Genomic DNA, 12,952 nt, shown 5'->3' with positions numbered 1-12,952 from the left:
TTGATGAAGCGTCAGACAGGTCGAACGGAGGCTTCCAGACCGCCCGAGCGCAGCGCAAACCTGCCGGAAGTGTCGGCAACACCCCTTTTGGTACGGGTGGTTAGTCCTATACATCCGCTTCGCACCGCTGGGGCGGACGCGGTCCCGGATGTCGGCACGGCGGAGGCCCGTCGCTGCGCCGACGGTTCGGTGCAAGACCTGCCGCCGATCCGCACACGATCCACACCGGGGGGACCCGACCGGGAGCCGAACAGCGTTGTCGGTGGCGGGCGGTAGCTTCACCGGCATGGGATTCACGAGCGCGTGGGGGATCAGCAGTCACACCGACGAGGCCGTCGCCGGCCTCTCCGCGACCCTGCTGCCGGCGATGCGGGCGGACCGTGCCCACCCGGAGGCCGAGCGGCGCTGGCGGAGGTGGCAGCGGGACCCGCTCCCCGACCACCGGACCTGGTACGCCTTCGGCAGCGGGGACGGTGACCGGCGAGCCGACCCCGCCGCCATCGAGTCGTTCCGCGAACTCACGGCACCCGGGGCACAGGTCGACGACGTCTGCGGCGGGATGGCCGATCCCTCCTTCTACGTGCTGGACGACGTGTGGGAGGGGCAGGACGAGGAGGGCGTGTTCCTCTCCGTCCACAGCAAGGAGTACGCGGTCTCGTCCCTGTTCCACGCCATCGGCCCGGCGCGGGCGGCGCTGCTGCCGGGCTGGTGCGGCACCTTCCTGCTCACGGCCGCAGAGGTGCGCGCGAGCCTGCCGCTCGTCGAGCGTGCGCTGGCCTTCACCCCGGCCGAGCGCGCGGCCGCCGAGGACCAGGACTGGTTGTTCTACGGCGAGCGGGAGGAGAGCGTGCTGGACGGGCCGCTGCGGGTCTGGCGTACCGCCGCTCGTCAGGGCTTGGGCCTGTGCGGTGTGTCCGTGCACCTCTGCTGAGGGTGCGTCGGCCGTGCGGCGGGCGGGGCGGTCGCGTGGGGCGATCCGGATTCAATACTGGAGGAAGTTATTTAACTGCTCTATGTTACTCGCGTGTTAAGACATCGCTCGCGGCCTCTGGTCACCGCGCCCGCCGAGACCGCGGTCCTCGCCCTGCTCCTCGCGGAAGGTCCCCTCAGCAGAGTGGAGCTGGCCCGGCGGACCGGTCTCTCCTCGACCGCGGTGACCAAGGCGGCCAGGCCGCTGATCGACGACGGCTATCTGTACGAACTCCCGCCGGAGCGCACCGCGCCCGGCGCCGGCCGGCCGGTCAACCCCCTCGCCGTCGCCGCCGACCGCGAGTACTTCATCGGCCTGAAGATCAGCTCCGACCAGGTCTTCGGCGCCGTCTGCGATCTGCGGGCCGGGATCCGGGCCACGGCCGCCCGCCCGCTCGACGACCGCACCCCCGAGGCCGCCGCCGCCCTCACGGCCGAGCTCGTCGACGAACTCCTCGACGCCGAACCCGAGTTCCGGGCCCGCACCCGCCACCTGGGCGTGGCGATGAACGGGGACGTGGACCGGGACGGCGGCCGGCTCCGGCACTCCGGCCTCCTCGGCTGGCGCGACGTCCCGCTCGCCGAACTCCTCACCGCCGCCACCGGCCTGACCGTCACCGTCGAGAACGACGTCAGGGCCCTGACCGTCGCCGAGCACTGGTTCGGCGAAGGCATCGGTACGGAGTACTTCGCCCTCGTCACCATCGGCGCGGGCATCGGCTCCGCCCTCGTCGTCGACGGACAACTGATCCGGGGCGCCTACGGTGTCGCGGGCGAGGTCGGACACCTCTGCGTCGACCCGACCGGCCCGCGCTGCCGCTGCGGCGCGGACGGCTGCGTCGAGGCGATCGCCTCGACCGAGGCGATTCTCACGGCCGTCCGCGACGCCACCACGAACCCGCGCCTCACGTTCGCCGAGGTCGCGCACCTGGCCCGGGAGGGCCATCCCGCCGCCCGCGAGGCCTTCGCCCGGGCCGGACACGCCATCGGGCTCGGCATCGCCGCGCTCGTCAACCTCGTCGGCCCCGAGCGTGTCGTCATCAGCGGCGAAGGCGTCGACGCCTACGACCTGCTCGGCCGCCCCATCCAGGACGCGTACGCCGCACACGCCCTGGGCGCCGCCTCCCGCTGCCCGCTGTCGCTGCGCCCGCTCCCCTGGCAGGAATGGGCCAGGGGCGGTGCCGCCGTGGCCATTCAGGCCCTCTTCCCGCAGTACGCGGCCACCACCACGACCGGCGCCGCGTGACCGAGCCGCAGCCGTCACGTACGAAGCCCCACAGGTCCGACCCGCACACCGCACCCTCCCGCACCACGTACAAGGCAGGCACATCCCCTCATCCGTAAGGAGCTCTCGTGACACCCCGCTTCACCCTGCTCCGACGCGCCACCGCAGTCCTCGCCACGACGTCCGCACTCCTCCTCGCCACCCTCACCCCGCACGCCGCCGTGGCGGACACGGGGACGGCGCCGCCCGCCGTCCTCACCGGCGCACAGCTCGCCGCCTCCTGGACCGCGCCGCTGTCGACCCGTGACCGGTACGTCGTCGACGCCGAGGGCGACCGGTTCAAGCTCAAGTCCGGCAACTGGGCGGGCGCGCAAGGCACGTGGCAGGGCAGCGGCGTCGTCGGCGACGTCGCCAACCACCAGGCCCGGCAGATGTCGCACAACATCCCGCTCGGCCTCGACCGCAAGCCGATCGCCGACATCCTGGCCGACTTCCACACCCTCGGCCTCAACAGCATCCGGCTGCCCTTCGCGAACGCGCTGATCCACGACACGAGCGTCGTCCCGGACACGGCCGTCGCCGCCAACCCGCAGCTCAAGGGCAAGACCCCGCTCCAGGTGCTCGACGCCGTCGTCGCGGCCCTGACCGCGGACGGCTTCGCCGTCATCCTCAACAACCACACCACCAGCTACCGCTTCTGCTGCGGCCTGGACGGCAACGAGCGCTGGAACAGCGGCCAGTCGACGCAGCAGTGGATCGACGACTGGGTCTTCCTCGCCAAGCGCTACCAGGCCGACAAGCGGGTCGTCGGAGCCGACCTCCGCAACGAGGTCCGCCGCGACACCTGGGACGACCCCAACTGGGGCTGGGGCGACGAGCACGACCTCAACAAGGCCATGGAAGAGGCCGGCAACAAGATCCTCCAGGCCAATCCGGACATGCTCGTCGTCATGGAGGGCATCAACTGGCAGGGCATACCCACCGACCTGACCCCGCACGGCCGCCCGATGCTCACCCCGGTCGCCACCCTCTCCAACACCCTGATCCGCTCCGGCAAGCTCGTCTACGCGGCCCACTTCTACGGCTACACCGGCCCGAACCACACCGGCGCCACCGGCACCGGCGAGACCCATGACCTCCGCTACGAGGAGCTCACCCCCGCGCAGCTCGCCCAGGCCGTCGACGACGAGGCCCTGTTCGTCACCCGGTCCGGGCAGCACTTCACCGCGCCCGTGTGGATCAGCGAGTTCGGCGCCGGAGGCCGGGGCGACGCGAACGCCAGGGAACGCGCCTGGTTCACGAACTTCACCGACATCCTCGTGCGCAACGACACCGATTTCGCCATCTGGCCGCTGGTCGGCTGGACCGACGCGAACGGCACCCCGCAGGACAACTGGGCCATGGTCAACTACAGCGCGAACGGCGCTCGTCTCGGTGTCATGGACGCCGGCGACTGGCGGGCCACCGACTGGAACAAGCTCGTCGGCGCCCCCGGCAGGACCGGCCGGATCGCCGAGGTCCCGCGCTGGAACATGCTCAACCTGGACCACGCCGACTACGACGTCTCCGCCACCATGCTCGCCAAGCCGGACTGGTCACCGGGCAACCGCAAGGGCAACTGCCCGGACAGCCAGCGCGTGACCGGCCTCGCCCGGAGCAGCGGCCGCGGCCTGTGCACCGACGCCGGGCAGCCGGCCAGGGCGAGCGGCCCCTGGACCGTCGTGACCGACGAGCGGTACGTGACCGGGGGTGACTGGGCGAGCGGCTACAACAAGCTCCAGTGCCCCGACCGCACCTTCGCCGTCGGCTACAGCGTGAACGGCAGGTCCATGGCCGCGCTCCTGTGCGCCCCCGCGGCCACCGCGCTGCCCACGACCGGCCGGGTCCTCTGGTTCGACCGCGGCGACAACCGGCCCGCGACCGGCGGTTCGACCGCGAGCGACTGGGCGCCGGGCTACTACAAGGGCCAGTGCCGCGACGACGAGTACCTCGCGGGCGTCGCCTACACCTGGAAGTGGACGCACGGCGGCGTCCCCGACGCCCTGCTCTGCCGCCCGCTCGCCTGATCCCCGCCTTCGCCCCACTCCGGCCCGCCGAGACGTCTCGGCGGGCCGGATTCGTATCCGTACGGCTCCACAGCGCTCCTAGGCGGAAGGCTCGGCCGTCGTGGCGAGGGCCGCCGGCAGCTCGGCGGCGACGGCGTGGAGCCGGCGTACGAGGTCCTCGGGCGTGTGCCCGGTCGGCTGTGCCACCCAGGCGTCCAGGGCGCGGTGGAACAGGACGACGAGTACGTCGAGCGCCAGACGCGCGTGCAGCGGCCCGCCGGGCCCGGGAAGGGCGAAGCGCCGCTCGACCACGGCGAGTGCGGAACGCGTCGTGCGGTCGCAGAACGCGTGACAGTGCGCGTCCGTCGAGGGTGTCCGGGCGGCGAGGTGACGGCTGGTCAGGAGCCGCCCGGCCCACCCGTCGGCCGGCATCCGGCCGACGGCCTCGGCGAGGGCGTCCTCGAACACCGCGAGGAGGTGCCGCCCGTCGGCCGGGCAGTTCTCCAGGACGTCGAGGAAGGCCACCCACACGTCCTGTGCGGGAGCCATGGCGACGTCCTCCTTGCTGTCGAAGTAGCGGAAGAAGGTCCGCTTCGACACCTCGGCCGCGTCGCACAGCGCGTCCAGTGTCACCCCGTCGAAGCCGTGGGTGCCGAACAGGTCGAGCGCGGTGTCGATCAGCGTCTGCCGGGTGCGCAGCTTCTTGCGCTCGCGCAGCGGGAGCGAGGGGGAGTTTTCGGCCGTCATCAGCACCACTGTATCGAAGCGGCGAACGCTACCTATAGGCTTATGCCACTCAGTGGCAGATTCTTGGAGGTCCTGAAATGCGCGCGCTTCTCGTCGACCCCTCCGCCCCCGGCGGTCTCCGGCTCGGCACCGCCCCCGAACCCGAGCCCGCACCCCACCAGGCCCTGGTCCGGGTGACCGCGACCTCGCTCAACCACGGTGAGATCACCTTCGGACTCGGCGCCGCCCCGGCCGGCTCGGTCCTCGGCTGGGACGCCGCCGGAATCGTCGAACGCGCCGCGGCGGACGGCTCCGGCCCCGCCGTCGGCACCCCGGTGGTGACCCTGATGCCCGACGGCGCCTGGGCCGAACTCCGCGCCGTCGACACGGCTTTGATCGGCACCGCACCCGCCGGAGCCGACCCCGCCGCCCTCGCGACCGTCCCCGTCGCCGGCGCGAGCGCCCTGCGCGCCCTGCACCGCCTCGGCCCGCTCCTCGGGCGCGACGTCCTGATCACGGGGGCAACCGGCGGCGTCGGGCGCTACGCCGTCCAGCTCGCCCGCGCCGGGGGCGCCCGGGTCGTGGCGTCCACGAGCTCCCCCGACGCCCACGGCGAACTCCTGCGCGGACTCGGGGCGCACGAGGTGGTCGGAGCACCGAAGGAGGCCTCCCGGCCGGTGGACGGGGTGATCGACCTGATCGGCGGCCCGCTGCTCGTGGAGGCGTACGACATGCTCGGCGAAGGCGGCACGCTGGTCGCCCTCGGCCACTCCGCCGGCACGGGCGAGGAGTTCCCGTTCGGTGCGCTCTTCGGCGACCAGGGGCGACACGACCGCTCGGTCGTGACCTTCTTCCTGCCCCACTGCCCCGGCCTCGACCGCGACCTGAGCTGGCTCGCCCACCGCGTCGCCGACGGAACGCTCGACCCGGGCATCACCTGGCGGGGCGGCTGGGACGACGCCGCGGACGCGGTCGCCGCCCTGCGGGCGGGCGGCCTGCGCGGAAAGGCGGTCCTGACCTTCGAACCGCTCGGCTGATATGGGGCGTCCACCCCTCCGGCCGGGTGTTGAATCGCTCCATGCGCATCGTGATCATCACCGCCGGTTCCCGCGGAGACGTCGCGCCCTTCACCGGCCTGGGACGGCGCCTGCTCGATGCCGGCCACCAGGTCGCCGTGGCCGCCCACCCGTCCTTCGCCGCACTCGTCGGGGGATGCGGGCTCGAGCACCGGCCCATGCCGGGGGACCCGGAGGCACTCCTCCGGGGCTGGTCACGGGCGGCCTCGCGGCAGGAGGCGCAGGCCTTGACCAGGGCGTACGCGGACGGGCTCGCCGACGGGGTGGCGGAGGCCGTGGAAGGCGGAGCCGACCTGCTGCTCACGGCCCACGGCCCGGCCCCGCTGAGCCGGACGGCCGGCGAGGCGTTCGGGATCCCCGTCATCGGCACCTACCTCGTGCCGTCCTTCGCCACCCGGGAGTTCCCGCTGCCGAACGCGCGGGGCGGCGAAGACCCGGGCCCGGAGGGCAACCTCGCCTCGGGCCGGGACGTACTGAGGCGCGCCGAGGGGGTTTTCGCCGGTGCCGTGACCCGGCTGCGCGACCGCTTCGGACTGCCCGCCGACACGCCCTCGGCGGCGGCCGGCATCCGCCCGGCGTTCCACGGCTACAGCCCGCTGGTGCTGCCGCGCCCCGACGACTGGCCCTCCGGGGTCGACGTCACGGGTTACTGGTGGCCCGCGCGGCCGGACCACTGGCAGCCCCCGGCCGAGCTCGTCGACTTCCTCCAGGCCGGTCCGCCCCCGGTCTTCCTCGGCTTCGGCAGCATGGCGCCGGGGGAGGGCGAACGGCTCGGCGCACTGGTGGCCGCGGCCGTGAAGCGGGCGGGCGTACGCGCGGTGGTGCAGGCGGGATGGGCCGAACTGAGCAGCGACGGCTCCGACGTCCTTGCCGTCGGGGACATCCCGCACGACTGGCTGTTCCCGCGCACCGCCGCCGTCGTCCACCACGCCGGGGCGGGCACCACAGGGGCCGCACTGCGGGCCGGCGTCCCCGCCGTGCCCGTCCCCGTCATGTACGACCAGCCGTTCTGGTCGGCCCGGCTGCACGCGCTGGGCGTCGCCCCGCGGCCCGTGCCCTTCCAGGGCCTCACCGCCGAAGCCCTCGGCGACGCCATCACGGCCTGCCTGTCCGAACCGGCCCTCCGCCGCCGCGCGGCCGAACTCGCCCGCGGGATCGCGGCGGAGGACGGCGCGGCGGCGGTGCTCGCCCACATCGACACCGTACGCACCGGGTGACTGCCGCATCGCTTCCCGGAGGGGGCGGGCCCGAGCGGCCCGCCCCGAACGTCAGGCCGTGACCAGCCCCAGATCAGCCGCCAGGCGGGCGCGGTGCCAGGACGGCGGGCCGAAGAGCTGGGCCGCGCCGTGCGCCCGCTTGAAGTAGCGGTGCGCGTCGTGCTCCCAGGTGATGCCGATGCCGCCGTGCAGCTGGATCATCTCGCCCGCCACCGCCGAGAACGCCTCCGAGCAGGCGGACTTGGCGGCGGCCGCGTGGCGGGACAGCTCCGGGTCGCCCGCGGCGGCCGCGAAGGAGGCCCCGAGCGCGGCCGAGCGCGCCGACTCCACCAGGACGTACGCGTCCGCGAGCCGGTGCTTGACCGCCTGGAAGGAGCCGATGGCCCGGCCGAACTGGACCCGCTCCTTGGCGTAGGCCAGCGTGCGTTCGAGGCAGCGCGCGGCGGCACCGACCTGTTCGGCGGCGAGCGCCGTACAGGCCAGGTCCAGGACGTGCGCGAGCACCCGCTCGCCCTCGCCCTCCGTTCCCACGAGTCGGCCCTCCGCGGCCGTGAGCACCACGCGGGCCTGCGCGCGGGTGGAGTCCATCGTCACCGCCGCCGCACGATCCACGCCCGTGCCGTCCCCGGGGACCTCGAAGAGCGAGACTCCCGCTCCCGTACGGGCCGCCACGAGCAGCGGTCCGGCCTCGGCACCGTCGAGGACGTGCTCCTTGGTCCCGGTGATCCGCCACGTCCCGCCGGGCCCGGCGGCGGCCGCGGCCCGTACGGCCGCTGGATCCCAGGAACCGCCCTCGGCCCACGCCAGGCCCCCGACCACGGCACCCGAGGCCAGGGCGGGCAGCAGCCGCGCACAGGCCTGCTCGTCGCCCGAGGCGAGCAGCGCCTGCACGGTGAGCACCGCCGAGCCGAGGTACGGGACCGGGCTCAGCTCCCGGCCCAGCTCCTCCATCACGACGTGGACCTCGCGGGCCCCGTACCCGGCACCGCCGTACTCCTCGGGCACGGCGAGACCCGCGACGCCGATCTGCTCGGTCAGCGGCCGCCAGGCCGCCTCACCCGGGTGCCGTCCGAGCACGGCCCGTACGGCGGACCGCAGTTCCTCCTGTTCCTCCGTCGGCCTCATGCCTGTGCTCCTCTCGATGTCGTACGGGTACGGGGCTGCTCGTCCGGCGTCTCCGGGTCCTCCGCGGAGAGGTCCCGGCCCCGGGTCTCGGCCGTGCGCCAGACGGCGAGCGCGGTCACGAGCCCGCAGACGACGGCGAGCACCACGAGGGGCGTGCTGCGCATGTCGTCGGAGGCGGAGAGCAGACTGCCGGCGAACATCGGGGTGAATCCGCCGCCGATGAGCGCGGCGAGCTGGTAGCCGAGCGAGGCGCCGGTGTAGCGGACCCGGGTGCCGAACATCTCCGAGAGCAGCGGGCCCAGGGGCGCGTACATCGCGGACTGCACCACCTGGCCGAGGACCATGCCGAGGATCAGCAGGGTGGTCGAACGGGCGTCGACCAGGGCGTAGACCGGGAAGGCCAGCAGCACCACACCGGCCGCACCGCCGAGTACGACGGCCCGGCGGCCGACGCGGTCGGAGAGCGCCGAGAACAGGGGGATGGACACGAGGCCCGTGACCGACGTGAAGAGCAGCCCGGTCATCACCTCGGAGGTGGCGTAGCCGATGGCCGTGGCGTACGTGAGCATGAACGTGCTGATCAGCGCCGTCAGGGCGAACGGGCCGATGCCCACGGCACAGGCGAGGACGAGGGTGCGCGGCTTGCGCAGCACCTGCGCCAGCGGGACACCGGGCGCCTCGCCGGCGTCGCCCGCCTCCGCCGCCTGCCGGAACAGCGGGCTCTCCGTGATGCTGACCCGCACGTACAGACCGATGCCGAGGAGCACGGCGCTGAACAGGAACGGGACGCGCCACCCCCAGGCCAGGAAGGCGTCGTGGGGGAGCAGCGAGGCGAGGGTGACGGCGACCGTGGAGAGCAGGAATCCGATGGGGGAGCCCATCTGCATCACCCCGCTCCACAGGCCCCGGCGCCCGGGATCGGCGTGCTCGACGACCATGAGCGTCGCCCCGGCCCACTCGCCGCCGATGGCGACGCCCTGCACGACGCGGAACAGCACCAGGAGGACGGGGGCCGCGACGCCGATCGTCTCGTACGCGGGGAGGACGCCGATGAGGAAGCTCGCCACGCCCATGAGGGCCATGGTGAGGACGAGCATGGACTTGCGGCCGAGCCGGTCGCCGAAGTGGCCGAAGACGGCGCCGCCGAGCGGGCGGGCCACATAGCCGGCGGCGAGTGTCCCGAAGGCGGCGATCGTGCCGACGGTGGGATCGGACGCGGGGAAGAACAGCTCGCCGAAGACGAGCGCGGCCATCGTGCCGTAGAGCAGGAAGTCGTAGTACTCGATGACGGTGCCGAGCAGGCTCGACAGCGCCACCTTGCGAAGGAGTGCGGGGTCCGAGGATCTCTCGGGGACGTGCGGGGACGGTGCGGGGGACACGCTGACTCCCGGGTGCGGTAGGGACGGTGGGGACGGGGGAGCGGTGGTGGGCCTGGAGGTGTGTGGGGTACGTGCCCGCTGCCCGGCTCTGGGCAGGGCGGTGGGGTACGTGCCCGCTGCCCGGCCCTCGGCAGCGGGCGTGCTTGAGGGGACCGCTCAGGGTGCGAGGACGCGGGCCCGGCAGGCCGCGGGGGTGCCCCAGGCGTCGCGCAGCGGACGGGCCTTGCGGATCCACAGGGCGAGGTCCAGCTCCTCGGTGTAGCCGACGGCCCCGTGGAGCTGGAGGGCGGTGCGGGCGGCGGCGTACGCGGCCTCGCCCGCCGTGACCTTCGCCGCGGCGACCTCGGCGGACGCGTGGTCCGCTCCGTCCGCGAGGGCCAGGGCGGCGGAGTGGAGCAGGGGCTGGGCGAACTCCAGGGCGATGAGCGTGTCGGCGAGACGGTGCTTGACCGCCTGGAAGGAGCCGATGGCGACCCCGAACTGGGTGCGCTGCTTCACGTACTCCACGGTCCGGTCGAGGAGGGCGCGGCCGAGGCCGAGGGACTGGGCGGCGGTGGCCAGGGCGGCGATCTCGCGGGCGTGCGCCGCGGCGGCGGTCACCGCCGGCCCCTGCGCCAGGACGGTTCCGCCGCGCGGGCGGGCGAGGCGGCGCGCGGGGTCGGCCGAGGCCTGGACGGGACCGGCCGTCTCCGCGAGGCGCACGGTGTCGCCCTCGACGACGAGGACGGCGTCGGCGGTGTCCGCGTCCAGGGCGTAGGGGCTCCCGGCTTCCGGCACGCAGAGGGAGACGAGCGCCTTCCCCGAGGCGATCTGCGGCAGCCAGGCGGCGGCCGCGGCATCGTCGAGCCGGTCGAGGAACGCCGCGGCGGCGACCGTCTCGACCAGCGGGCCGGGCACGGCGTGGCGGCCCAGCTCGGTGAAGGCGACGGCCAGTTCGACCGGGAGCGGACCGAGCCCGTCGTGCCGCTCCGGCACGGCGAGGGCGAAGACCCCCGCCTCCGCGAGCCGGCCCCAGAGCGCCCGGCCGGGCGTGGTGTCCCCGGCGGCCCAGGCCCGTGCGGCTCCGGGGGTGTCGGCCGCCGTGAGCATGGAGTCGAGGGAGCGGGCGAACTCCCGCTGCTCGTCGTCGAGGAGGAACCGCATCACCGGCGTCCCTTCGGCAGGCCGAGCAGCCGCTCGGCGATGATGTCGCGCTGGATCTCGTTGGTGCCGGCGTAGATCGGCCCGGCGAGGGAGAAGGTGTGGCCCTCGGCCCAGCCGCCGTGCGCGGGCGCGTCCGCGGCCCCGTCGGACAGCTCGCCGTACGGCCCGAGCAGATCGAGGGCGGTCTCGTGGAGCGCGATGTCGAGCTCGGACCAGAAGACCTTGTTGAGGCTGGACTCGGCGCCGATCGAGCCCCCGGCGGCGATCCGCGAGACGCCGCCGTACGAGAACAGCCGGTAGGCGCGCGCCCCGATCACCGCGTCGGCGACCCGGTCCCGCAGGGCGGTGTCGGAGGGGTCGGCGGTCTCCCGCCACAGCCGGGTCAGCCGCTCGGCGGCGGCGGTGAACCGGCCGGGGCTGCGCAGGGTGAGCCCCCGTTCGTTGCCCGCGGTGCTCATCGCGACCCGCCAGCCCTGCCCCGGTGCGCCGATCACGTCCTCGTCGGGCACGAACACCTCGTCGAGGAACAGCTCGGCGAAGGCGGGCTTGCCGTCGAGCCGCCCGATGGGCCGTACGGTGACCCCGTCGGCGTCCAGCGGGAACATCAGGTACGTCAGGCCCTGGTGCGGCTTCCCGGCATCGGGGTCGCTGCGGAACAGGCCGAAGGCGCGGTCGGCGAAGGCCGCCCGGGACGACCAGGTCTTCTGGCCGCGCAGCAGCCAGCCGCCCTCGGTCCGTTCGGCCGTGGACCGCAGCGAGGCGAGGTCGGAGCCGGACTCGGGCTCGGACCAGGCCTGGGCCCAGATGACCTCGCCGCTCGCCATGGACGGCAGGACGCGGGCGCGCTGCTCGTCGGTGCCGTGCTCGAAGAGGGTGGGCGCGAGGAGGTTGATGCCGTTCTGGCTGACCCGGCCGGGGGCGCCGGCCGCGAAGTACTCCTCCTCGAAGATCAGCCACTTCAGGAGGGAGGCGCCCCGGCCGCCGTACTCCTCGGGCCAGGAGACCACCGACCAGCGGTCGGCGGACAGGGTCCCCTCCCACTCCCGGTGGGCGGCGAAGCCCTCCGCCGTCTCCAGGGAGGGCAGGGGGGTGTCGGGCACGTGGGCGGTGAGCCAGGCGTGGGCCTCGGCCCGGAAGGCGTCCTCCGCCGCGGAGAAGTCGAGGTCCATCAGGCTCCCGCCTCCTTCATGGCGCGGATGTCCATGCCGCCCAGCGCGTCGGGGGCGGTCTCGGCGTTGTGCGCGTGCGCGAGGTGGTGCAGGCCGAAGACCGAGTCCATGCCGGTGTGCAGGCCCTGGAGGTCCTCGGCCTGGTTCACGGCGCGCTTGGTCAGGGCGAGCCCCATGCGGGGCATCTGGGCGATGCGGTTCGCCAACTCCATCGTCCTCTCGGTCAGTTCCCCGGTCGGGACGACCCGGTTGACCATGCCGACCTCGTAGGCGCGCCGGGCGTCCATCCGGTCGCCGGTGTAGAGGAACTCCTTGGCGATGCGCGGCGGCATCACCCACGGGTGGGCGAAGTACTCGACGCCGGGGATGCCCATCCGGACCACCGGGTCGGCGAAGAAGGCGTCCTCGGCGGCGACGATGAGGTCGCACACCCAGGCGAGCATCAGACCGCCCGCGACGCAGGCGCCCTGCACCGAGGCGATCAGGGGCTTGGGCAGTTCGCGCCAGCGGCGGCACATGCCCAGGTAGACCTCGGACTCGCGGGCGAAGCGGCTCTCCGCGCCCCGCTTGTCCGAGTGGTCCCACCAGAGCCCGGCGCGCCGGTCGAACGGCAGGTGGGCGTCCCGCTCGGGGGTGCCGATGTCGTGGCCGGCGGAGAAGTGCTTCCCCGCTCCGGCGAGCACGACGACCTTCACCTCGTCGTCGTCGGCGGCGAGGTAGAAGGCGCGGTCGAGGGCGTAGGTCATCGCGGAGTTCTGGGCGTTGCGGTAATCGGGCCGGTCCATGGTGACCACGGCCACCGGGCCGAGGCGTTCGTAGCGGACCGGGGCCGTGGATGCGGTGCGGGCAGCGGACATCCGCCCTCCTTCCCTAACAAG

General features: G+C 73.8%; 11 protein-coding genes. 5 read left to right on the top strand and 6 right to left on the bottom strand.

The window, feature by feature from the left end; genetic code table 11:
- Window positions 1-286: 286 nt before the first annotated feature.
- The 3 genes from ACWGN5_RS14050 (at window position 287) to ACWGN5_RS14040 (ending at window position 4,260) form a co-directional block, all read left to right on the top strand.
- Window positions 287-931 carry a hypothetical protein gene (locus tag ACWGN5_RS14050; protein ID WP_453514558.1) on the top strand — a complete coding sequence of 215 codons (645 nt, stop codon included), beginning with the start codon at window positions 287-289 and terminating at the stop codon, window positions 929-931.
- A 93-nt stretch (window positions 932-1,024) separates the two neighbouring features.
- Entirely contained in the window at window positions 1,025-2,215 is a 1,191-nt protein-coding gene (locus ACWGN5_RS14045; RefSeq protein ID WP_453514556.1) for an ROK family protein, read from the top strand.
- Between the two features lie 107 nt (window positions 2,216-2,322).
- Window positions 2,323-4,260 carry a glycoside hydrolase family 5 protein gene (locus ACWGN5_RS14040; protein WP_453514553.1) on the top strand — a complete coding sequence of 646 codons (1,938 nt, stop codon included), beginning with the start codon at window positions 2,323-2,325 and terminating at the stop codon, window positions 4,258-4,260.
- Between the two features lie 78 nt (window positions 4,261-4,338).
- Here ACWGN5_RS14040 and ACWGN5_RS14035 read toward each other — a convergent pair whose 3' ends face one another.
- Entirely contained in the window at window positions 4,339-4,986 is a 648-nt protein-coding gene (locus ACWGN5_RS14035; RefSeq protein WP_453514551.1) for a TetR/AcrR family transcriptional regulator, read from the bottom strand.
- 77 nt (window positions 4,987-5,063) lie between these two features.
- On the opposite strand from ACWGN5_RS14035, the gene ACWGN5_RS14030 reads away from it, so the two are divergent.
- Window positions 5,064-6,002 (top strand): zinc-binding dehydrogenase, encoded by a 939-nt coding sequence (locus ACWGN5_RS14030; RefSeq protein WP_453514549.1) that lies wholly within the window; start codon window positions 5,064-5,066, stop codon window positions 6,000-6,002.
- A gap of 41 nt (window positions 6,003-6,043) precedes the next feature.
- The gene (locus tag ACWGN5_RS14025; protein WP_453514546.1) at window positions 6,044-7,258 is read left to right on the top strand and encodes a glycosyltransferase; all 1,215 of its coding nucleotides are present in this window, start codon (window positions 6,044-6,046) and stop codon (window positions 7,256-7,258) included.
- 51 nt (window positions 7,259-7,309) lie between these two features.
- On the opposite strand, the gene ACWGN5_RS14020 is transcribed toward ACWGN5_RS14025, so the two are convergent.
- From ACWGN5_RS14020 to ACWGN5_RS14000, 5 genes are all read right to left on the bottom strand, one after another.
- Window positions 7,310-8,383 carry an acyl-CoA dehydrogenase family protein gene (locus ACWGN5_RS14020; RefSeq protein WP_453514544.1) on the bottom strand — a complete coding sequence of 358 codons (1,074 nt, stop codon included), beginning with the start codon at window positions 8,381-8,383 and terminating at the stop codon, window positions 7,310-7,312.
- The gene (locus ACWGN5_RS14015) at window positions 8,380-9,762 is read right to left on the bottom strand and encodes an MFS transporter (RefSeq protein ID WP_453514541.1); all 1,383 of its coding nucleotides are present in this window, start codon (window positions 9,760-9,762) and stop codon (window positions 8,380-8,382) included. The genes ACWGN5_RS14020 and ACWGN5_RS14015 overlap by 4 nt, the downstream gene beginning before the upstream one ends.
- A gap of 156 nt (window positions 9,763-9,918) precedes the next feature.
- Window positions 9,919-10,905: an acyl-CoA dehydrogenase family protein gene (locus tag ACWGN5_RS14010; RefSeq protein WP_453514648.1), complete on the bottom strand. Its 987-nt coding sequence runs from the start codon at window positions 10,903-10,905 to the stop codon at window positions 9,919-9,921.
- The gene (locus ACWGN5_RS14005; protein WP_453514538.1) at window positions 10,905-12,074 is read right to left on the bottom strand and encodes an acyl-CoA dehydrogenase family protein; all 1,170 of its coding nucleotides are present in this window, start codon (window positions 12,072-12,074) and stop codon (window positions 10,905-10,907) included. The genes ACWGN5_RS14010 and ACWGN5_RS14005 overlap by 1 nt, the downstream gene beginning before the upstream one ends.
- Entirely contained in the window at window positions 12,074-12,931 is an 858-nt protein-coding gene (locus tag ACWGN5_RS14000) for an enoyl-CoA hydratase (protein ID WP_453514535.1), read from the bottom strand. The genes ACWGN5_RS14005 and ACWGN5_RS14000 overlap by 1 nt, the downstream gene beginning before the upstream one ends.
- Window positions 12,932-12,952: the final 21 nt, after the last annotated feature.

The sequence above is a fragment of the Streptomyces sp. NPDC055815 genome, from assembly GCF_053616475.1.
This window is presented reverse-complemented; position numbering and strand designations above follow the sequence as displayed.